Origin of the sequence: Mycobacterium hippophais (assembly GCF_027529605.1) — a bacterium.
GTDB lineage: Bacteria > Actinomycetota > Actinomycetes > Mycobacteriales > Mycobacteriaceae > Mycobacterium > Mycobacterium arseniciresistens.
This window is the reverse complement of record NZ_JAPZPY010000001.1, coordinates 528,221-549,511: the sequence shown is the minus strand read 5'-3', so window position 1 is coordinate 549,511 and position 21,291 is coordinate 528,221. Positions and strand designations below refer to the sequence as shown.

21 protein-coding genes are annotated in these 21,291 nt (G+C 68.9%); 10 read left to right on the top strand and 11 right to left on the bottom strand.

All coding sequences use genetic code 11. The annotated features are described in order from the left end of the window. Positions 1-79: 79 nt before the first annotated feature. The 7 genes from O6P37_RS02660 to O6P37_RS02630 all read right to left on the bottom strand — a co-directional run bounded on the left by O6P37_RS02660 (position 80) and on the right by O6P37_RS02630 (position 9,327). On the bottom strand, positions 80-661 hold the full coding sequence (locus tag O6P37_RS02660) for a DUF1707 SHOCT-like domain-containing protein (protein WP_264013241.1): 582 nt from the start codon (positions 659-661) through the stop codon (positions 80-82). Positions 662-907: 246 nt separating this feature from the next. Beyond that, positions 908-1,678, bottom strand: a complete 771-nt coding sequence (locus tag O6P37_RS02655; RefSeq protein WP_269892596.1) for an enoyl-CoA hydratase family protein — start codon at positions 1,676-1,678, stop codon at positions 908-910. Next, positions 1,678-2,838, bottom strand: a complete 1,161-nt coding sequence (locus O6P37_RS02650) for an acyl-CoA dehydrogenase family protein (RefSeq protein WP_264013239.1) — start codon at positions 2,836-2,838, stop codon at positions 1,678-1,680. Before O6P37_RS02650 ends, O6P37_RS02655 begins: the two co-directional genes overlap by 1 nt. Beyond that, on the bottom strand, positions 2,835-4,814 hold the full coding sequence (locus O6P37_RS02645) for an ATP-binding protein (RefSeq protein WP_269892595.1): 1,980 nt from the start codon (positions 4,812-4,814) through the stop codon (positions 2,835-2,837). The genes O6P37_RS02650 and O6P37_RS02645 overlap by 4 nt, the downstream gene beginning before the upstream one ends. Positions 4,815-4,910: 96 nt before the next feature. After that, positions 4,911-6,506, bottom strand: a complete 1,596-nt coding sequence (locus tag O6P37_RS02640) for an acyl-CoA carboxylase subunit beta (protein ID WP_269892594.1) — start codon at positions 6,504-6,506, stop codon at positions 4,911-4,913. Beyond that, a complete protein-coding gene (locus tag O6P37_RS02635) occupies positions 6,503-7,651 on the bottom strand; it encodes an acyl-CoA dehydrogenase family protein (RefSeq protein WP_269892593.1) in 1,149 nt (382 codons plus the stop codon). The genes O6P37_RS02640 and O6P37_RS02635 overlap by 4 nt, the downstream gene beginning before the upstream one ends. Beyond that, positions 7,648-9,327, bottom strand: a complete 1,680-nt coding sequence (locus O6P37_RS02630; RefSeq protein ID WP_269893151.1) for an acyclic terpene utilization AtuA family protein — start codon at positions 9,325-9,327, stop codon at positions 7,648-7,650. The genes O6P37_RS02635 and O6P37_RS02630 overlap by 4 nt, the downstream gene beginning before the upstream one ends. Positions 9,328-9,489: 162 nt before the next feature. Between O6P37_RS02630 and O6P37_RS02625 the strand changes: the two genes are divergently transcribed. From O6P37_RS02625 to O6P37_RS02590, 8 genes are all read left to right on the top strand, one after another. Next, on the top strand, positions 9,490-9,900 hold the full coding sequence (locus O6P37_RS02625) for a hypothetical protein (protein WP_269892592.1): 411 nt from the start codon (positions 9,490-9,492) through the stop codon (positions 9,898-9,900). Between the two features lie 105 nt (positions 9,901-10,005). Then, positions 10,006-10,179 (top strand): 50S ribosomal protein L32, encoded by a 174-nt coding sequence (rpmF, locus tag O6P37_RS02620; protein WP_264013234.1) that lies wholly within the window; start codon positions 10,006-10,008, stop codon positions 10,177-10,179. 69 nt (positions 10,180-10,248) lie between these two features. Continuing rightward, on the top strand, positions 10,249-10,935 hold the full coding sequence (locus O6P37_RS02615; RefSeq protein WP_264013233.1) for a response regulator transcription factor: 687 nt from the start codon (positions 10,249-10,251) through the stop codon (positions 10,933-10,935). Then, complete coding sequence (locus tag O6P37_RS02610) at positions 10,935-12,434, top strand: HAMP domain-containing sensor histidine kinase (RefSeq protein WP_269892591.1); 1,500 nt, start codon at positions 10,935-10,937, stop codon at positions 12,432-12,434. The genes O6P37_RS02615 and O6P37_RS02610 overlap by 1 nt, the downstream gene beginning before the upstream one ends. A gap of 142 nt (positions 12,435-12,576) precedes the next feature. Next, positions 12,577-13,950 carry a S1C family serine protease gene (locus O6P37_RS02605; RefSeq protein ID WP_269892590.1) on the top strand — a complete coding sequence of 458 codons (1,374 nt, stop codon included), beginning with the start codon at positions 12,577-12,579 and terminating at the stop codon, positions 13,948-13,950. A gap of 23 nt (positions 13,951-13,973) precedes the next feature. Beyond that, positions 13,974-14,516 (top strand): MogA/MoaB family molybdenum cofactor biosynthesis protein, encoded by a 543-nt coding sequence (locus tag O6P37_RS02600; RefSeq protein WP_264013248.1) that lies wholly within the window; start codon positions 13,974-13,976, stop codon positions 14,514-14,516. Between the two features lie 554 nt (positions 14,517-15,070). Then, positions 15,071-15,724 (top strand): MspA family porin, encoded by a 654-nt coding sequence (locus tag O6P37_RS02595; RefSeq protein WP_269893150.1) that lies wholly within the window; start codon positions 15,071-15,073, stop codon positions 15,722-15,724. 855 nt (positions 15,725-16,579) lie between these two features. Beyond that, positions 16,580-17,212, top strand: coding sequence for an MspA family porin (locus O6P37_RS02590; protein WP_269892589.1), 633 nt, complete (start codon positions 16,580-16,582; stop codon positions 17,210-17,212). A 66-nt stretch (positions 17,213-17,278) separates the two neighbouring features. Here O6P37_RS02590 and mscL read toward each other — a convergent pair whose 3' ends face one another. Continuing rightward, positions 17,279-17,719, bottom strand: a complete 441-nt coding sequence (mscL, locus tag O6P37_RS02585) for a large-conductance mechanosensitive channel protein MscL (RefSeq protein WP_269893149.1) — start codon at positions 17,717-17,719, stop codon at positions 17,279-17,281. Positions 17,720-17,981: 262 nt separating this feature from the next. Between mscL and O6P37_RS02580 the strand changes: the two genes are divergently transcribed. Next, positions 17,982-18,389, top strand: a complete 408-nt coding sequence (locus O6P37_RS02580) for a hypothetical protein (RefSeq protein ID WP_269892588.1) — start codon at positions 17,982-17,984, stop codon at positions 18,387-18,389. Between the two features lie 428 nt (positions 18,390-18,817). Continuing rightward, the gene (locus tag O6P37_RS02575) at positions 18,818-19,225 is read left to right on the top strand and encodes a hypothetical protein (protein ID WP_269892587.1); all 408 of its coding nucleotides are present in this window, start codon (positions 18,818-18,820) and stop codon (positions 19,223-19,225) included. 117 nt (positions 19,226-19,342) lie between these two features. Here the strand turns inward: O6P37_RS02575 and O6P37_RS02570 are convergent, their stop codons facing one another. The 3 genes from O6P37_RS02570 to O6P37_RS02560 form a co-directional block, all read right to left on the bottom strand. Then, entirely contained in the window at positions 19,343-19,957 is a 615-nt protein-coding gene (locus tag O6P37_RS02570) for an SAF domain-containing protein (protein WP_269892586.1), read from the bottom strand. 64 nt (positions 19,958-20,021) lie between these two features. Further along, positions 20,022-20,381, bottom strand: coding sequence for an FmdB family zinc ribbon protein (locus tag O6P37_RS02565; RefSeq protein ID WP_264012529.1), 360 nt, complete (start codon positions 20,379-20,381; stop codon positions 20,022-20,024). A gap of 86 nt (positions 20,382-20,467) precedes the next feature. Beyond that, entirely contained in the window at positions 20,468-21,262 is a 795-nt protein-coding gene (locus O6P37_RS02560; protein ID WP_269892585.1) for an SDR family NAD(P)-dependent oxidoreductase, read from the bottom strand. Positions 21,263-21,291: the final 29 nt, after the last annotated feature.

Sequence of the window (21,291 nt, the reverse complement as noted above, 5' to 3'; positions counted from 1 at the left end):
ATGCCCCGCTGGGCAGGGTGGCAATCGGATCGGGCGTGTGATGTCGCCGACCGGCGCAGACTCATCGCCGGACCAGAGATCAGCCTTCTTTGCGCTTCCTGCGCTTGACGCCGACGCTGCCCCACAGCGAGAAGCCGCGCACCCGCACACACGGGGCGCCGGGCGATCCCTCACCCTGAACGGCGTGGTCGAAGGAGCCCATCACGCCGACTCCGTGCAGGTCGACGTTCACCTCCGGCGGCACCAGGATCGTCTGCCCGCCGCAGATCGAATACGAGCGGATCTCGACCTCGGGTGCGGTGAAGTCGGCATAGCGCAGGTCGACCACGCCGCCGCCGAACAGCGCGAAGGTCGTCAGCCGTCGCGGCACGTTCCAGCGGCCGCGCCGCTCGAACCCGCTCATGATCGCCATCAGCACCGTCGACGGCGCCGGCCGGCACGGCCCCGAGCCGCGCGGGCTGGTCATCGCGCCGGGGAGGTCGGCGCTCAGCAACGCCAACTCGTCGTAGGTCTTGGCGGCGTACGCCTTGGTGAGCCGACTCTCGTACTCGCTCATCGGCAGGCGACCCTGAGCAGCCGCGTCCGTCAGGAACTGCGCCACCTGAATGCGATCGGTGTCGGCAGCACGCGTGGAACCGTTTTGCGACGTTGGGCTGCTCATAACACCACGAGCCTACGACGAACACTGGTACATGCAAGGGTGTTGGCCGAAATGTAGTGTGACGGTTCCCGGCGAACCAGCTAGCACATCGAACTATTTGCGGTTTCCGGCCGGTCGAATCGGAAAGACGAATCGTTTCCGCTGCTGGTCAGCCTTCAATCCGCGGCCCCGCCGTAACCCAGGACTCGTCACGGAGCCGGTGCGAAATCGGCCACATCCGGCGATGAAGTGGTACGCCCGTGCCGGTCATCGCCGCGCCCACCTCGGCGGCCGCTTCTCCAGGAACGCCATCATGCCCTCGTGCGCCTCCTCGGAGACGAACAACTCCGCCGACTGCGCGGTCAGCGTCTCGGCGTCGCGGTCGAACGCCGCCAGGATCGCGGCCGTCGTCAAGCGCTTCGACGCCGCGAGGCCCTGTGGCGAACCGCGCCCGATCTCGGCGGCCAGCGCGCTCACCTCCGCCTCGACGTCCTCGGCGGCCACAGTGATCAGCCCGATCTCGGCGGCCCTCGCCGCACCGAACTTCTCACCAGTCACGAAGTAGCGCCCTGCCGCCCTCGGCGACATCTTGGGCAGCAGGGTCAGCGAGATGATCGACGGCGCCACCCCGATGCGCGCCTCGGTCAGCGCAAAGGTGCTCTGCGCGCCGGCCACCACGATGTCGCACGCCCCGATCAGGCCCATGCCGCCGGCGCGGACGTGCCCATCCACCGCGGCGATCACGGGGACCGGCAGTTCGAGGATCGCCCGCAGCAGATCGGTCATCTCCCTCGCCCGCCCGGCGGCGAGGTCGGCAGGGTCGCGGCCGGCCGCCTCGCTGAGGTCCGCGCCTGCGCAGAAGGTGCCGCCGGTGTGGCCCAGCACCACCACCCGCACGCCGGCGTCGGCCGCCGCCGCGCGCATCCCTTCGTGCAGACCGGCGACCAGAGCCGTGGACAGCGCGTTGCGGTTGTGCGGCGAGTCCAGCGTCAGCCGGGCGACGCCACCGTCGACTGCGTACCGGACGAGGTCACCCATCAGTACGACCGCGGCAGGCCCAGCGAGGTCTGCGCGACGAAGTTGAGGATCATTTCGCGGCTCACCGGTGCGATGCGGGCCAATCGCGACGCGGTCAGCACCGACGCGATGCCGTACTCCTTGGTCAGGCCGTTGCCGCCGAGGGACTGCACCGCTTGGTCGACCGCCCGCACCGACGCCTCGCCGGCGGCGTACTTGGCCATGTTGGCGGCCTCGGCGGCGCCGCCGTCGTCACCGGCGTCGTAGAGACTCGCCGCCTTCTGCATCATCAGCTTGGCCAGCTCGATCTCGATGTGGTTCTGCGCCAGCGGATGCGAGATGCCCTGGTGCGCGCCGATCGGCGTCTTCCACACCTGGCGGGTCTTGACGTAGGCGACGGCCTTGTCGATCGCGAAGCGACCCATGCCGACCGCGCTCGCCGCACCCATGATCCGCTCGGGATTCAGGCCGGCGAACAACTGGGCGATCGCCGCGTCCTCGGAGCCGACCAGCGCATCGGCCGGCAGCCGCACGTCGTCGAGGAACAACTGGAATTGGAACTCCGGGCTGACGATCTCCATCGGGATCTTCGTGTAGCTCAAGCCGGGACTGTCGGTGGGTACCACGAACAGCGCGGGCTTGAGGTTGCCGGTCTTGGCCTCCTCGGTGCGCCCGACCACGAGCACCGCCTGCGCCTGGTCGACGCCCGAGATGTAGACCTTCTGGCCGGACAGGATCCAGTCGCTGCCGTCGCGGCGCGCGGTCGTCGTGATCTTGTGCGAGTTGGAGCCGGCGTCGGGTTCGGTGATCGCGAAGGCCATGGTGATCGAGCCGTCCGCGATGCCGGGGATCCAGCGCTTCTTCTGGTCCTCGGTGCCGTACTTCGAGATGATCGTGCCGTTGATCGCGGGGGACACCACCATCATCAGCAGCGCCGACCCGCCGGCGGCCATCTCCTCCATCACCAGAGCCAACTCGTACATGCCCGCGCCGCCGCCGCCGTACTCCTCGGGCAGGTTCACCCCGATGAAGCCGAGTTGTCCGGCCTCGCGCCACAGCTCGTCGGTGTGCTGGCCCGCGCGCGCCTTCTCCAGGTAGTAGTCCTGGCCGTAGTTGGCGACCATCGCGGCGACGGCCTTGCGCAGCGCCTGCTGTTCCTCGGTCTCGACGAATCCGGTCATGCTTCTCCTCCTGCGGTCTCGTCCGGCGCGGACACCCGCGCCAGTACGGCGCCCACCTCGACCTGCTGGCCGGGTTGGACGTTCAGTTCGGCGAGCACACCGTCGCCGGGCGCGGCCAGCGTGTGCTCCATCTTCATGGCCTCCAGCCACACCAGCGGCTGACCGGCGGTCACGGTGTCGCCCACCGCGGCGCCGACCCGCACCACCGAACCGGGCATCGGCGCCACCAGCGAGCCGTGCGCGATCGCGGCGCCGGGATCGGGGAAGCGCGGCAACGCGACGAGTTCGGTTGCGCCTTGGGGAGAATCGACGAACACGGCATCGCCGTAGCGGGCGACCTCGAATGGCCGCTCGACGCCGTCGACCTCGAGCACCACCCGCCCCGGCGTCGCGGAAACCAGCGCCACGTCGTCCTGATCGGGCAGTTCGACGGCGCCGCGGCTGAAGCGGTATCGCACCTCGTGCTCGACGTCGGCCGTGTCGCGGTAGCGCCTCACCTGGTGGCTCGACGCCAGATTGCGCCAGCCGCTCGGTGCGGCGGCGAACGCCGTGGCGGCACTGCGGTTGCGGGCTGCGTCGGCCAGCGAGGCCGCGACCGTCGCCAGTGCGGTCGTCCGGTCGTCACCCGGTGGTGCGGCGAGCCCGGCCAGGCCGTGGGTGTCGAAGAACGCGGTGTCGGTCGCACCGTCGACGAATGCGGGGTGACGCAGCACGTTGACCAGCAGGTCGCGGTTGGTGCGGACGCCGTGCAACCTCGTGCGGGCCAGTGCGTCGGCCAGGATCGCCGCGGCGTGCCGACGGGTCGGCGCACAGGAGATGACCTTGGCCAGCATCGGGTCGTAGAAGATCGACACCACGGAGCCGTCGACGATCCCGGTGTCGACCCGCACCCCCGCCCGCGTCAACCGGTCGAACTGCACCGGGGCGCCGGGCACCTCGAACCGGTGCACCGTGCCTGCCTGAGGCTGCCAGTTCTTCGCGGGATCCTCGGCGTAGAGCCGGGCCTCGATCGAATGCCCCTGTGCCACGGGCGGTTCGGCGGGCAGCCTGCCGCCGTCGGCGACGAGGAGCTGGAGCTCGACGAGGTCGAGTCCGGTGGTGGCCTCGGTGACGGGGTGCTCGACCTGCAGGCGGGTGTTCATCTCGAGGAAGAAGAAGTCACCCTGCTCGTCCGCCATGAACTCGACGGTGCCCGCCCCGGTGTAGCCGATCGCCTCGGCGGCCAACCGGGCCGCCTCGAACAGCTTGTCCCGCATGCCCGGAGTGCGTTCCACGAGCGGCGACGGCGCCTCCTCGATGATCTTCTGGTGCCGCCGCTGGATCGAGCACTCGCGTTCGCCGACAGCCCACACCGTGCCGTGCGCGTCGGCCATCACCTGCACCTCGACGTGGTGGCCCGCGGCCAGGTAGCGCTCGCAGAACACCGTCGGATCGCCGAACGCCGACTGCGCCTCCCGCCGCGCCGCCTCGACCTCGCCCGGCAGGTCGGGCAGTTCGCGGACCACGCGCATGCCCCGGCCACCGCCACCGGCGGACGCCTTGATCAGCACCGGGAGCTGGGCGGCCGTCACGGTGTCCGGATCGAGCTCGTCGAGCACCGGTACCCCGGCGGCGGACATCATCTTCTTGGCTTCGATCTTGCTGCCCATCGCCTGCACCGCGGCCACCGGCGGGCCGATCCACGTCAGGCCGGCGTCCTGCACCGCGGCCGCGAAATCGGCGTTCTCCGAGAGGAAGCCGTATCCCGGGTGGACGGCGTCGGCGCCCGCGGCCTGCGCGGCCGCGACGAGCTGGCGGGCGTCGAGGTACCCACTCGTCCCCTCCAGCCGCACCCGGGCATCGGCCTCGGCGACATGCGGGGCGGCGGCGTCGGGATCGGTGTAAACCGCGACGGTGCCGATGCCAAGGCGCCGGCAGGTGGCGAACACCCGGCGGGCGATCTCACCGCGATTGGCGACCAGAACTCTGGTGATCATGCGGTCTCCTCACGCCGAACGTGAGCTCGTGTGCGGGAATCGCCTGAGATCTCGCGCAGAACTTCACGTTCGCGGATCGCTTCGTTGATCATGCGCTCACATCCTGAAGACGCCGAAGTTCGACGTCCCCTCGATCGGCCCGTTCGCGATGGCGGACAGGCACATTCCCAGCACGGTGCGGGTGTCGCGCGGGTCGATCACGCCGTCGTCGTAGAGCCTGCCGGACAACACCATCGGCAACGACTCCGCCTCGATCTGGCCTTCGATCGCCGCACGCAGGGCGGCGTCGGCCTCCTCGTCGACCTGCTGGCCACGGGCCTCGGCGGCGGCGCGGCTGACGATCGAGAGCACCCCGGCTAGCTGCGCACCGCCCATCACCGCCGACTTCGCCGACGGCCAGGCGAACAGGAACCGGGGGTCGTACGCGCGGCCGCACATGCCGTAATGGCCTGCGCCGTAGGACGCGCCGATGAGCAGCGAGATGTGCGGGACGGTCGAGTTCGAGACGGCGTTGATCATCATCGACCCGTGCTTGATCATCCCGCCCTCCTCGTACTGCCTGCCCACCATGTAGCCGGTGGTGTTGTGCAGGAACAGCAGTGGCGTGTCGGCGCGGTTGGCCAGCTGGATGAACTGGGTGGCCTTCTGCGACTCCTCGCTGAACAGCACGCCGCGGGCGTTGGCGAGGATGCCTACCGGGTACCCCCACAGCGTGGCCCACCCGGTCACCAGCGATGACCCGTACATGGCCTTGAACTCGTCGAACTCCGATCCGTCGACGATGCGCGCGATCACGTCGCGGGGATCGAACGGGATGCGCAGATCGGGCGGCACGATGCCGAGCAGTTCCTCGCTGTCGAACAGCGGTTCGCGCACGGCGGCCGGCGCCGGCCCCTCCTTGCGCCAGTTCAACCGCGCGACGATGCGGCGGCCGATGCGAATGGCGTCGAGCTCGTCGGCGGCGAAGTAGTCGGCCAGACCCGATGTGCGGGCGTGCATCTCGGCACCGCCCAGCGACTCGTCGTCGGACTCCTCACCGGTGGCCATCTTGACCAGGGGCGGGCCCGCCAGGAAGACCTTGGACCGCTCCTTGATCATCACGACGTGGTCGGACATGCCCGGGATGTAGGCGCCGCCGGCCGTGGAGTTGCCGAACACCAGCGCGATGGTCGGGATGCCTGCCGCCGAGAGCCGGGTCAGGTCGCGGAACATCTGCCCGCCGGGGATGAAGATCTCCTTCTGCGTTGGCAGATCGGCGCCGCCGGACTCCACCAGCGAGATCACCGGGAGCCGGTTCTGCAAGGCGATCTGGTTGGCGCGCAGGATCTTCTTCAACGTCCACGGATTGCTGGTGCCGCCCTTGACCGTCGGGTCGTTCGACACGATCAGGCATTCGGTGCCCTCGACCGCGCCGATGCCCGCCACCACGCTGGCGCCGACGGTGAAGTCGCTGCCCCATGCGGCGAGCGGGCTGAGCTCCAGGAACGGCGAATCGGCGTCGACCAGCATCTCGATGCGTTCGCGGGCGGTCAGCTTGCCGCGGTCGTGGTGACGCTTGACGTACTTCTCGCCGCCGCCGGCGAGCGCCTTGGCGTGCTCGGCGTCGAGTTCGGCGAGTTTCTCGGTCATCGCCGTGGCGGCCTCGGCGTAGGCCGGCGACGCGGCGTCGAGCGTCGAGCGAAGGGCCGTCATGACTGGTATCCCAGCGTCTTGGCGGCCAGCGAGGTGAGGATTTCGGTGGTTCCGCCGCCGATGCCGAGGATCCGCATGTCCCGGTACTGCCGTTCGACCTCCGACTCCGCCATGTAGCCCATCCCGCCGAACAGCTGAACGGCCTGGTTGGCGACCCACTCGCCGGCCTCGACGGCGGTGTTCTTGGCGAAGCACACCTCGGTGATGAGGTTCGGGTCGCCCGCGAGCTGGCGTTCCACCACGCTGTGCGTGTACACGCGGGCCACGTCGACGCGGCGGGCCATCTCGGCGAGCGTGTTCTGCACGGCCTGCCGGGAGATCAGCGGCCGGCCGAAGGTCTCCCGGTCGCGGCACCACTGCACCGTCAGGTCCAGGCAGCGCTGACCGCTGGCGTAGGCCTGCGCCGCCAGGCCGACGCGCTCGGAGACGAACGCCGCGGCGATCTGGAAGAAGCCGCTGTTCTCAGCGCCGATCAGGTTCTCCACCGGCACCCGCACGTCGGTGTAGGCGAGTTCGGCGGTGTCCGAGGAACGCCAACCCATCTTGTCGAGCTTGCGGGTCACCTCGAATCCCGGTGTGCCCTTGTCGACGACGATCAGCGACACGCCCGCGGCGCCCTGCCCGCCGGTGCGTGCGGCGGTCACCACGTAGTCGGCGCGCACGCCGGAGGTGATGTAGGTCTTGGCGCCGTTGATGACGTATTCGTCGCCCTCCCTGACGGCGCGGGTGGTCAGGTGCCCGACGTCCGACCCGCCACCCGGTTCGGTGATCGCGAGCGAGCCGATCTTCTCGCCGCTCAATGTCGGCCGCACGTAGGTGTCGATCAGCCGCTCGTCGCCCGAGGCGATCATGTGTGGCACCGCGATCCCGCAGGTGAACAGCGAGGCGAACACCCCGCCCGGCGCGCCGGACTGGTGCATCTCCTCGCAGATGATCACCGCGTCGGCGCCGTCGCCACCGCCGCCGCCGACCGCTTCCGGGAAACCGGCGCCAAGCAGGCCGGCCTCGGCGGCCTTGCGGTGCAGGTCGCGGGGCAGCTCGCCGGCCTTCTCCCACTCGTCGACGTGGGGCAGTACCTCGCGTTCGGCGAACGCGCGCACCGTCTTCCGCAGCGCCTCGCGCTCGGGCGTGGTCCAGATGCTCACAACAATTCCTCCGGGATGTCCATGTGTCGGCTGCGCAACCATTCGCCCAGCCCCTTGGCCTGCGGGTCGAAGCGGGCCTGGTGGGCCACGCCCTTGCCGAGGATGTCCTCGATGACGAAGTTGACGGCGCGCAGGTTGGGCAGCACGTGCCGGGTGACCGGCAGATCGGCCGCTTCGGGAAGCAGCTCGCGCAGCCGGTCGGTGGTGAGTTCGTCGGCGAGCCAACGGAACTGCTCGTCGGTGGTCACCCACAGCCCGACGTTGGCACTGCCGCCCTTGTCGCCGCTGCGGGCGCCCGCGATCGCGCCGAGCGGCAGGCGGCGGGTCGTCCCGCGCTCGCCAGGAGGCACCTGCGGGTCGGCCACCGGTTCGAGGACGAGGGTCTCGGCGGCCGGTGCTATGTCGGTGCGGGTGCCGTCGGCGTGCACGGCGACGTGGGGCACCGCGCCGGCGCCGACGAAGCCCGCGGTGAAGACGCCATACACCTGACCCTCAGCGGGAGGGGCGGTGGTCGTGAAACCCGGATAGCTGGCCAGCGCCAATTCGACTGCCGCCGAGGAGAACCTGCGTCCGACGTTTGCCGGATCCGGGTCGCGGACCACGCAGCGCAGCAGCGCGCTCGCCGCCTCCTCGGTGTCCGCATCGGCGTGATCGGTGCGCGCCAGCGTCCACTCCAGCTCCGCCGGCTTGACCGTCAGATTGGATTCCAGTTGACGGCGGACCAGCTCGGCCTTGGCGTCGATGTCGAGACCAGTCAACACGAACGTCATCGCGTTGCGGAACCCGCCGACGCTGTTGAGCGACACCTTGAGCGTCGGGGGAGGCGGTTCCCCTCTGACGCCGTCGATCCGGACGCGATCGGGGCCGTCGTCGGACAGCCGCAGCGAGTCGACGCGCAGGGTGACATCGGGATTGGCGTAGCGGGCGCCGCCGATCTCATAGAGCAATTGGGCGGTCACGGTGCCGACGGCCACGGCGCCGCCGGTGCCGGGATGCTTGGTGATCACCGAAGAACCGTCGGCGTGGATCTCGGCGACCGGAAACCCTGCCCGGAGAAGGTCGGGGACCTCGGTGAAGAAGGCGTAGTTGCCGCCGGTTGCCTGCGTCCCGCATTCGATCACGTGTCCCGCGGCGACGGCCCCGGCCAGTGCGTCGTAGTCGTCGCGTCCCCAGCCGAAGTGCGCCGCGGCCGGGCCGACGATCACCGAGGCGTCGGTCACCCGGCCGGTCACCACGACGTCGGCGCCGCGGTTCAGGCAGTCGACGATGCCCCAGGCGCCCAGGTAGGCGTTGGCCGCCAGCACCTCACCGAATCCAAGTTCGCCAGCGCGGCCGACCAGGTCGTCACCCTCGACGTGGGCGACGTCCACCTGCAAGCCGAGCCGGTCGGCGAGGGCGCGGACCGCGGACGCCAGGCCCGCAGGGTTGAGTCCCCCCGCGTTGGCGACGATCCGCACGCCCTTGTCGACGGCCGTTCCGAGGCAGTCCTCGAGTTGAGTCAGGAAGGTCTTGGCGTAGCCGCGGTCCGGGTTCTTCGCCCGGTCGCGTGCCAGGATCAGCATCGTGAGCTCGGCGAGGTAGTCGCCGGTCAGATAGTCCAGCTCGCCGCCGTCGAGCATCTCCCGCATGGCGGCCAGCCGGTCGCCGTAGAACCCCGAGCAGTTGCCGATGCGCACCGGATCAGGCACTGCACTCCCTTGCTGTCGACACGAGCCGACGTCCATCGCCGTCGATGACCAACCAACCGGTAGGTTAGCCGGTACTTCGGGTACCGCGTCAAGGGCGTGGACGCAGTATTCGTGTTCTGGACCCCGCGGCCCCGCCTCGATACTTGACGAGTGGAAATGCGTGTCGCCTGGGGTGTCGTCGGCCTGCTGTGGGTGATGTGCGGGGTGGCCGTGGCCTTCAGCCCGCCCGTCGAGCAGAGCGACGGCAGCGCGTGGTCGCCGCTGTGGGGCTGGCTGATCGTCGCCGCGGGCGTGTTCCTGCTGGCACTCGCCGCAGAAATACTCCCGCGGACGCACCACGGCCGGCATTCGAACGGGCTGACGGCCAGGTCCGAGCGCGGCATCGAGTTCCGCATGCTGTTCTCGGTCGTGGTCGGGGTGGTGTGCGGCGCGGGCTTCATCTGGATCGGCGTGGACAGCGGCGAGGTCGCCGTGACCAGCTACGGCGTCGTCATCCTCAGCCTGGTGGTGTTCGCGGTGCCACGCATCGTCGACTCGATCCACCACCTGCAGGACAGGTGATTTTGGAGGCTGACCAGCGCACCGGCTATCCTTGACGACGATTGCCTGCGCCCCGGCCGTCCCGGGACCTGCCTGGCACTACCCGCAAGAGGAGAAGTTTCGATCATGGCCGTCCCCAAGCGCAGAATGTCGCGTTCGAACACCCGCAGCCGTCGCGCGCAGTGGAAGGCGACGAGCACCGGTTTGGTCGGCGTGACCGTGGCCGGTCAACAGCACAAGGTGCCGCGCCGCCTGCTCAAGGCCGCCCGGCTCGGCCTGATCGACCTCGACCGCCGCTGACCGAGACCGCACCGAGTTCTCCGGCGCGCCTCTCAGTTCGCTCTCAGGCGTCGGGGTGAGACTGTGGCTGTGCGCATACTTGTCGTCGACGACGATCGCGCGGTGCGCGAATCGCTGCGCCGGTCCCTGTCTTTCAACGGTTACACCGTCGCCCTCGCCCAGGACGGCGTCGAAGCACTCGACGTGATCGCCAACGACCGGCCCGACGCCCTCGTGCTGGACGTGATGATGCCGCGGCTGGACGGGCTGGAGGTCTGCCGGCAGCTGCGCAGCACCGGTGACGACCTCCCGATCCTGGTGCTCACCGCGCGGGACTCGGTGTCAGAGCGGGTCGCCGGCCTCGATGCCGGCGCCGACGACTACCTTCCCAAACCGTTCGCGCTCGAGGAGTTGCTCGCGCGGATGCGGGCGTTGTTGCGACGCACCGGACCCGAAGACGGCGTCGACTCGCCCGCGATGACCTTCCTCGATCTCAGCCTGGACCCGGTCACCCGCGAGGTCACTCGGGGCCAGCGCCAGATCAGCCTGACCCGCACCGAGTTCTCGCTGCTGGAGATGCTGATCGCCAATCCGCGTCGGGTCCTCACCCGCAGCCGCATCCTCGAGGAGGTCTGGGGCTTCGACTTCCCGACTTCGGGCAATGCCCTCGAGGTGTACATCGGCTACCTGCGCCGCAAGACCGAGGCCGAAGGGGAACCGCGACTCATCCACACCGTGCGCGGCGTGGGCTACGTCCTGCGCGAAACCCCGCCCTGATGTCGTTCTTCACCCAGAACACGTCGTGGCGGCCACCGTCGCCGCCGAGCACCAGCTCACTGTCGCTGCGCTGGCGGGTGATGCTGCTCGCGATGTCGATGGTGGCGATGGTGGTCGTGCTGATGGCCGTCGCGGTGTACGCGGTGGTGTCCCGGGCGCTCTACGACGATCTCGACAACCAGCTGCACAGCAGGGCCAGGCTGCTGATCGAGAGCGGCTCGCTGGCGGCCGACCCGGCCAAGGCCATCGAGGGCACCGCCTACTCGGATGTGAACGCGATGCTCATCATCCCGGGACGGGTGAAGTACACCGCCAACCAGCAGGGCCAGACACTGCCGTACGGCTCCGCCGAGCAGGACGTCGTCTCCGGGGAACTACTGCTGTCGCTGCGCACGGCCAACCATCAGCGGGTGCTGGCGGTGCACCTGGCCAACGGCAGCTCGCTGCTGCTGTCCAAGAGCCTGGCGCCGACCGGTCAGGTGCTGCGGCGGCTGGGCACGGTGCTGCTCATCGTCGGTGGCATCGGGGTCCTGGTCGCGGCGATCGCGGGTGGGATGGTGGCCCGCGCCGGGCTGAGACCGGTGGGACGGCTGACCAGCGCGGCCGAACGGGTGGCCCGCACCGACGACCTCCGGCCCATCCCGGTGTACGGCAGCGACGAATTGGCCAGGCTGACAGAGGCTTTCAACCTGATGCTGCGGGCACTGACCGAGTCCCGAGACCGGCAGGCGCGGCTGGTGTCCGACGCAGGCCATGAACTGCGCACCCCGCTGACCTCGCTGCGGACCAACGTCGAGCTGCTGATGGCCTCCCAGGTACCCGGTGCCCCGCGGCTGCCCGAGGAGGAGATGGCCGGCCTGCGCGCCGACGTGATCGCCCAGATCGAGGAGTTGTCCACCCTCGTCGGCGATCTGGTCGACCTGACCCGCGACGAGGCGGGCGGCGTGATGCACGAGCCCGTCGAGCTGGCCGAGGTCGTTGACCGCAGCCTCGAGCGGGTGCGGCGACGGCGAAGCGACGTCACCTTCGACGTGCTCGCGCAGCCCTGGCAGGTGTACGGCGACGCCGCCGGGCTGGGCCGGGCCGTGCTGAATCTCCTCGACAACGCCGCCAAGTGGAGCCCGCCGGACGGCCGGGTCACCGTTCGGCTCACCCAGGTCGACCCGGTGCACGCGGAGCTGGTGGTCGCCGATCAGGGGCCGGGGATCCCGCCCCACGAGAAGCCTCTCGTTTTCGAGCGGTTCTACCGGTCGACGGCGGCCCGCGCCATGCCGGGTTCGGGGCTGGGCCTGGCGATCGTCAAGCAGGTGGTGCTGAAGCACGGTGGAGCGGTCCGGGTGGACGACGCGGCGCCGGGGGCCGACCCGCCCGGGACGGCGTTCCGGGTGGTGCTGCCGGGCAGGCCGGTCGCAGATGCGACGATCCAGTCATTACCGATCCCGGCGACACGCCCCGCCGGCCGCGCGGGAAAACGCGCGACTGGAGCCGAGAATGTGTGATCGACGCGACACGGCGCACGCCAAGTCTCGGCCGGCACCGAATCATCTCTAAGTGGATTCTCAGCCCGCATGGGCACTGTGAGCCTACGAAGCGCGTTGGAGAAGTTGTCGGATCCCTTCACGAGGAAGAGCTCACCAGCGAATGACGAACCACCCGAGGTACTCGCCACCGCAGCCGGGCCGTGCGCCTGGTGGCAATGAGCCCGCGGCGCCCGGATACCCGGGAGCGCACCGGCCGGATCCGTACCACCAGCAGACCCATCAGCAGTCCTACGACTGGCGCTACGCCACCCAGCAGGCCGGGCAGCAGCAGTTCCGCTCGCCGTACGACCCGTACCGCTCCGCGCCCGCGGTCGTGCCGGCCACCCGGAAGCGTTCCCGCGCAGGGATGTTGACTGCCGGCGCACTGGCGATCGCCGTCGTGTCGGCGGGCGTCGGCGGCGGCGTCGCGGTGCTGGCCCAGCCCGACAGGCCGAGCCTTGGTTCGACCTTCGGCGGCGCCGCACCCACCGTGCCCGCCGCGGCGCTGCCCGCCGGCTCGGTGGAGCAGGTGGCGGCCAAGGTGGTGCCCAGCGTCGTCAAGCTCGAGACCGACCTCGGCCGGGCATCGGAAGAGGGGTCGGGCATCATCCTGACCTCCGACGGCCTCATTCTGACGAACAACCACGTGGTAGCGGCGGCGACGGGTGAACCCGGCGGCCGCGGCGCTCCGGGCTTCCCCGGGCTGCCGGGCAACGCCGGGTCGCAGCCTCCGGCGCAGACCAAGGTGACGTTCTTCGACGGCCGCACGGCGTCGTTCACCGTCGTGGGCACGGACCCCAGCAGCGACATCGCGGTGGTGCGTGCCGAGGGGGTGTCCGACCTGACGCCGATCACACTCGGCTCGTCGGGCAACCTGCGGGTGGGGCAGGACGTGGTGGCGATCGGGTCGCCGCTCGGCCTCGAGGGCACCGTCACCACCGGCATCATCAGCGCGTTGAACCGCCCGGTGGCCGCAGGCGGCGACACCCGCAATCAGAACACCGTGCTCGACGCCATCCAGACCGACGCCGCGATCAACCCGGGTAACTCCGGTGGCGCGCTGGTCAATATGAACGGCGAACTGGTGGGCGTCAATTCGGCCATCGCGACCATGGGCGGCGACTCTCCGGAAGCGCGAAGCGGCTCGATCGGCCTCGGCTTCGCGATCCCCGTCGACCAGGCCAAGCGCATCGCCGACGAATTGATCCAAGACGGCAGCGCGTCGCGCGCGTCGCTCGGCGTCCAGGTCAGCGACGACACCGCGACAGACGGCGCAAAGATCGTCGAGGTCACCGGCGGCGGTGCGGCGGCGGCGGCGGGCCTGCCCAGCGGCGTGGTGGTGACCAAGGTCGACGATCGCGTCATCAACAGCGCCGACGCCCTCGTCGCCGCGGTGCGGTCGAAAGCGCCCGGTGAGAAGGTCACGCTGACCTACCTCGACCCGTCCGGCAAGCCGCAGACCGCGCAGGTCACCCTCGGCAAGGCAGAGCAGTGATGTCGGGCGACGGTTTGGAGACCGTGCTGGTGGCTGCGCCGCTGTCCGGCCCCGGATATACGGTTGCACTCATGGAACAGCCAGGGGAGTTGGTGGGCCGCGCACTGGTCGTCGTCGTCGACGACCGCACCGCGCACGGCGAAGAAGATCACAGCGGGCCGTTGGTCACCGAACTGCTCGGCGAGGCCGGGTTCGTGGTCGACGGTGTCGTGGTGGTCTCCGCCGATGAGGTCGAGATCCGCAACGCGCTCAACACCGCGGTCATCGGCGGCGTCGACCTGGTGGTCTCCGTGGGAGGCACCGGGGTCACCCCGCGCGATGTCACCCCCGAGGCCACGCTCGACATCCTCGACCGCGAGCTGCTGGGGATCTCAGAGGCGCTGCGTTCCTCGGGTCTGTCGGCGGGAATCGTCGACGCGGGACTCTCCCGCGGACTGGCCGGTGTCTCGGGCAGCACGCTGGTGGTCAACATCGCGGGTTCGCGTGCCGCGGTGCGCGACGGGATGGCGACACTGAATCCGCTGGCCGTCCAGATCATCGGTCAGCTGTCCAGCCTGGAAATCTGACCGCCGCAAATGTGATGTTGATCACAGGACGGTTCTGGAGTGAGTGATCCCGCACGGCGGCCGGCGTCGCCAGTTAACGAGGTCTTCGGTGACGTGCTGCCGGACACCACTGCCGATGAACGGGACCAGGGGTCGTCGGACGCCAGCGCGCAGCACGACGATTGGCTTCGCGAGAACCGTCCTCCCCACCACGACTGACCGGCTGCGCTTGAGCAAGGCCAGGATTCCGCGGCGCCTGCGCCGTCGCGGTGACCTGACCCCACCCCGTCGGCACGCGTCCAGGCTTCGGGCGTCGCGGGCCGCGCGATCGATCCCGGGGCAGCCGGCGCCCCGATCACTGCAAGCAGCAAATTGACGCCTTCTCGGTGAAATTCCGGCGCGCGACCATCGGTGGGCGTTGCCCGGGTGTGGCCGCACCGTTATGTTCCTCCTGTCAACGCTGAGTAATTCGTAAGAGCTGGTTGTGGAGTTTCTAATTCGCTCCACATCAAGATCTTGCGAGGTGTGTGGTTAACGGGTACGGCCAGGCACCGGCAGCACGAACTAGGGGGAACATGAAGGCAATCAGTCGGGTGCTGATCGCGTTGGTTGCGGCCATCGCGGGTCTCTTCGCGAGCACGGGCACCTCAAATGCAGGTCTGGACAACGAGCTGAGCCTGCTCGACGGCCAGGGCCGGACACTGACCATCCAGCAGCACGACACCTACCTCAACGGTGTGTTCCCGCTCGACCGCAACCGGCTGTCGCGTGAGTGGTTCCACTCCGGCAAGGCGACCTACATCGTCGCCGGCGAGGGCGCCGATGAGTTCGAGGGCTCCTTGGAGCTGGGCTATCAGGTGGGCTTCCCCTGGTCGCTGGGTGTGGGCATCAACTTCAGCTACACGACGCCGAACATCGCCTTCGACGGCCTTGACTCCACATTTGTGCCGGACGGCGAAAATGCGAACCCGCTGCTCGAGGGCATCCAGACCCCGCCGCTGTTCCCGGGCGTGTCGATCTCGGCTGACCTGGGCAACGGCCCCGGCATCCAGGAAGTCGCGACGTTCTCGGTGGACGTGGAAGGCGCCGACGGCTCGGTCGCGGTCTCGAACGCTCATGGCACCGTCACCGGTGCGGCCGGCGGTGTGCTGCTGCGTCCGTTCGCCCGGCTGATCGCCTCGACCGGTGACAGCGTCACCACCTACGGCGAAGCATGGAACATGAACTGACCCAGCCCTGACGGAAACGGCCCCCGGTGTCATCCACCGGGGGCCGTTCTCGTATCCGGGTGTCCTAACTCCCCCGCCTGACGCTCTCACCGCGGCGTGCCACGGCGTAGCCGAATGGGGGCCTCTCGGCCGACCAGTTCGTCGGCGAGCAATCCACTTCGTGCATCGAACGATGCACATTCGGAATGGCCACTGGTCGACCACCCCCTATTCCTGACCTTGAAGCTGGCGTTCGCGTGTCCGTAGGTTACGGGCCGGTGAACAGCGCATACGCACATAATGTGATTCTCGTCACACCATGGGTGTGATGTGACATCCCCGGGGCGATGGTGCGCGGGTTCAGTTAACAACGCGACGGGCGGCGCGTCACCCTACGCGCGTGTCAATTGACAGTCGCACGGGTCGCCGGACGGCGGCCCGCAGTACGCCGGATGTTGTGCCGCGATTGTTTCGATCACCGCCTCTGAGCTGGCCTTATGATTGCGACGAGGCGCGTGCGGAGTGTTCGGTTCGGCGCTGTGACCCGGCGGATGCGGCCCCCGCGCGCGGAAAGGGCCTCGCGGACACGGGTCGCTCATCTTCGCAAAGCGCATCGCGAGTCGCTGCGCCCAAGCGCTCAGCAAATTGCCAGACACCCCGCACGGGTTCGGCGCGCGACGATCGCTTGCGTTGCCGGGGTGATGTCGCCCCGTTATGTTTCCCGTGTCAACGATGAGCAAGCCGTAAGAACCGAATGTGAAGTTTCTAATTCGCCTCACATGAAGATCTTGCGAGGTGTGTGGTGTACGGACGGCCAGGCACCGAAAAACAGACTGGTGGGTTCTTGGACTCGCCCTCGAACAAGCTAGGGAGAACATGAAGGCAATCAGTCGGGTGCTGATCGCGTTGGTCGCGGCCATCGCGGGTCTCTTCGCGAGCACGGGCACCTCAAACGCAGGTCTGGACAACGAGCTGAGCCTGCTCGACGGCCAGGGCCGGACACTGACCATCCAGCAGCACGACACCTACCTCAACGGTGTGTTCCCGCTCGACCGCAACCGGCTGACCCGTGAGTGGTTCCACTCCGGCAAGGCGACCTACATCGTGGCCGGCGAGGGCGCCGACGAGTTCGAGGGCTCCTTGGAGCTGGGCTACCAGGTGGGCTTCCCCTGGTCGCTGGGTGTGGGCATCAACTTCAGCTACACCACGCCGAACATCGCCTTCGACGGTCTCGACTCGGACACCGGCACCCTGCTCGAGGGCATCCAGACCCCGCCGCTGTTCCCGGGCGTGTCGATCTCGGCTGACCTGGGCAACGGCCCCGGCATCCAGGAAGTCGCGACGTTCTCGGTGGACGTGGAAGGCGCCGACGGCTCGGTCGCGGTCTCGAACGCTCATGGCACCGTCACCGGTGCGGCCGGCGGTGTGCTGCTGCGTCCGTTCGCCCGGCTGATCGCCTCGACCGGTGACAGCGTCACCACCTACGGCGAACCGTGGAACATGAACTGACCCAGCTCTGACGGAAACGGCCCCCGGTGTCATCCACCGGGGGCCGTTCTCGTATCCGGGTGTCGGTCACTCCTCGGAATGGTCCTCCCGCTGACTGTGCGCGCCGGGTGCGGCGCCCGCGCCCGCGCCCGCGGCATCAGCGCGAAGCAGATCGCGGATCTCGGTCAGCAGCGTCAACTCGGTTTCGCTCGTCTCGACCTTCGCGTCCCGCTCCTTGAGCTTCTTGAACGGCAGCACGATCACGAAGTAGATCACCGCGGCGACGATGAGGAAGTTGATCGCGGCCGACAGCACGGCGTTGAGGTCGACGAATTGGTCGCCTCCGAGCGGGATGCGCAAGACGCCGTACTTTGCGTCGGGTCCCGCGCCGATGCGGTCGATCAACGGTTGGATGACGTTCTGGGTGAACGCGGTGACGAGGCCGGTGAACGCCGCGCCGATGACCACCGCGACCGCCAGATCGATGACGTTGCCCCGAGCGATGAATTCCTTGAACCCCTTGAGCATGTGCATGACCCTTCCGTCGTTTCCTGTGGCTCGCTTCAGGGGAACGGTAGCGGTCGATGACCCTGTTCGGACGGTAAAGCCGACCCGCCGGCCCTGCCCCTCTCCGGCGTCGGAGAAATGGCGGCGACGTGAACGGTAGGTGTCTCCCAGATGGCAAGGGCGGCAACAAGTTTGGGCAAGCGGGAACGCCTCGGCACTGCTAGTCTTTGGAGGTCGCGAACCTACCGGGCTCCGTCCCGTCTACCAAAAAAGGGGAATGCTGATGGCAGCACACGCCAAGGCGCTCACTCGTCGTGTGAAGAAGCTGGGCCTCGTGGGAGCCGGGTCGTTCGCCGTCGCCGCGGCCGCCATGACGCTCGGCCTCGGCACCGCCGGCGCCGAAGTGGAAGAGGTCGCACCGGCGCCTGAGGTGACGAGCCGCGCGGCCGTCGCGATCAACGAAGACGGTGTTCGCTTGGTCGACATCGGAGCCGCTCGTGGCCAGGGCGGAGAGGCACGTACCGCCGACCCGGGCATCGTTCATGCGCAGTCGAACGGTGACAATGCCGGGGTCCGGGACTCTGTGAAGGCCGTCTCCGGCTCAGCCACCGGACCGCTGTTCGAGGGCGAGTTCTCGCCTGCCGGCGAAGGACCGCTGGAGAGCGGCGGGCCAGAGATCGGCGAATGGTGATCTGACAGTTTGACGATCCGCCCCCGGCCCCAGCGGCCGGGGGCTGATTTTTGTCCCGGCGATCAACGTGTGCCCGCATACGAAGCGCGTCGCAGGATGGGCGGAAGCACGCAGGCGCCTGGCTCGTCGTGCACCCCGACGACGTCACCGGACTGAACGCTGGCGACGGCGTTGACGCCGTACTCCGAACCAGCTCGGCACCGGCGCGCTCCACCGAGAGCTCGACGATATGGCGCCCGTCCATCCAGGCTGCCGCGCCGCCGGACCTGCCATATTCGCGATGGCTGTCGGTGTTGAAAGGGCGCTTTTATCCTGTTGTTCGCAAAGACTCGTGTACGGCGCGACCTGCTCGACGATCCCTGTTAACCTGTGCAAACCACGCACACTCCGGGCTCCGCCCCGTCAACCAAACAAAAGGGGAAATTCTGATGGCAGCACACGCCAAGGCGCTCACTCGTCGTGCGAAGAAGCTGGGCATCGTAGGAGCCGGGTCGTTTGCCGTCGCAGCTGCCGCCATGACGCTCGGCCTCGGCACCGCCGGCGCCGAAGTCGAAGAGGTCGCACCGTCGCCAGAGGTGACGAGCCGCGCGGCTGTTGCGGTGAACGAGGACGGCATCCGCCTGACCGACATCGGTGCCGCCCGTGGACAGGGCGGAGAGGGCCGTACCGCCGACACGACCATCGTTCACGCGCAGACCAACGGTGAGAACGCCGGCGTCCGGGATTCCGTTAAAGCGGTCTCCGGCTCGGCCACCGGCCCGCTGTTCGAGGGTGAGTTCACGCCGGCCGGCGAAGGCCCGCTGACGGGCGGCGGACCCGCGCTCGGCGACTGGTGATCTGACAGTCTGACGATCCGCCCCCGGCCCTGCGGCCGGGGGCGGATTTGTTTTCGGCGCAGTGCCGAATCAGTGGAAGGTCAAGGTGATCGCGTGTGTCAGCGAGGCGCCCGCCACCTAGTTGGCGTCGTGAGCCGGTAGCGCCACCAGCACCACGCGGTCGCCGGCGCCCGGGCCCTGCTGCTTCCCGGACACGAGCACCACGATCGCCTCACCGGCCACCAGCCGCGGGTGGGCGTCGTCGCCGGGCCCTGGACCCGAATCGGGGGCGGCCAGCACGTCGACCACATCACCCGGCCGGACGAGGTCGAGCAGCGCGGTGTCGGTCAGATGCAGCGGCACGATGCGCGCGTTCGGACCCGCCGCCGACTCGGCCAGACGCGGTCCGAGAAGGCGCACGTCGGTGAGCACCTCGCCACGTCGGGCCGGTCCGGCCAGGGTCTTGCCGACGACAGCCGCGGAATCCGCCGATGCCCCGTCGGGAACTGTTGTCGCCGAACGGCTTTCAACACGCAGATCGGCGTCCGCCAGCGGCTGGCCGGGAGGTAGGTCATGCGCGGCGACGAGGACGTCGACGTGGTCGCCACGCGGATCCGAGCGCACCGCGATCAACGCGGCCAACAGAACGAGCACACCCGCGACGATCCGGCGTGCCGCCACGGTGCGCGACCAGTCCGGCCGTAGTGCCGCGGTGAGCCGATCGACCGGCGTCGGATCGAGCGATTCCCCCATCCCGCCACGCTAGGCAGGGCAGGGACCGATCCGCGCGGTCAATCCGGCGGGCTGTGGATAACTGTCAGCTCGACGCGGCGGCAGCCGGAGCGGAACTCGACGAGCTGGAACCGGACGTCGAGCTCGAACTCTTGCCGGAGTCGCTCGACGAGCCCGACGAGCTGGAGCTCGAGGAGTCGCTCGACGAGGAGGTGGAGCCCGCCGCGTCGGAGCTCTTCGCCGAACCGTTGCTCGTGCTCTTGGCGGCCTCGCGGCTGTCGGTGCGGTAGAAGCCACTGCCCTTGAACACCACGCCCACTTTGCCGAAGAGCTTGCGCAGCCGCCCTTCGCACTTCGGGCACTGCGAGAGTGCGTCGTCGCTGAAGGCCTGCACCACGTCGAACTTGTTGTCACACGCGGTGCACGCATACGAGTAGGTAGGCAAGGAAACCTCCGAGACGGTCACAAAGTTCTTTAGCACTCTATCGTGTCAAGTGCTAGAACCGCTACGCGGCCGACGTCATTCCACGGTCAGCGCGGCTGGTGCGCCACACCGGTGAGGACCAACTCCGTGAGCCGCCGTGGGGCTTCGACCAGACCCGGGAAGAGCGCCGCCCGCCTCGGTAACCGCACGTGGCGACGGCCCTTGCGTACCGCCTCGACGATCGCGGCGGCCACCTTCTCCCGAGGCATGTCGGCGAGCAGGTGCAGCCGGTAGAGCCGGTCGAAGCTGTCGCGGGTCGGCGCGTAGTTGTCGGCCTTGGCCAGCAGGTCGGTCGGCACCGGACCGAGTTCCACCAGGGTCGTCCCGATCGGCAGGCCCCGCAGGTCGACGCGCAACCCCGAGGTGAAGTGGGACAGCGCCGCCTTGGATGCGCCGTAGCTGACGAGCCCGGGAAACACCGCGGCGCCCGCCATCGAGGAGATGTTGACGATATGGCCGCCGCCTCGGCTGAGCATCCGCGGTGTCGCACGACGGCAGAGTTCGGCCGGAGAAAGGTAGTTGACCTGCGTCACCCGCTGCAGTTCGCCGTCCGGTGCGTCGGTGAATCCTGCGCTGCTCTCGATCCCTGCGTTGTTCACCAATACGTCGACAGGGCCCGCCTCGTCCTCGACCCGGCCGATCAACGCGTCCACCTGGGCGGGGTCGGCCAGATCGGCGGCGTGCGCGGTGCCGCCGAGGCCGTCGGCGAGCGCTCGCAACGCGTCCGCGCTGCGTGCGACGAGCGCGACGGTCGCGCCGGCTTCGGCGAACGACCGGGCCATCGCCTCGCCGATCCCACGCGACGCGCCGGTGATCAGTACTCGTTTGCCCCCGAGATCCATGGCCGAAGCGTACGGCGCGCCCGTCGTGA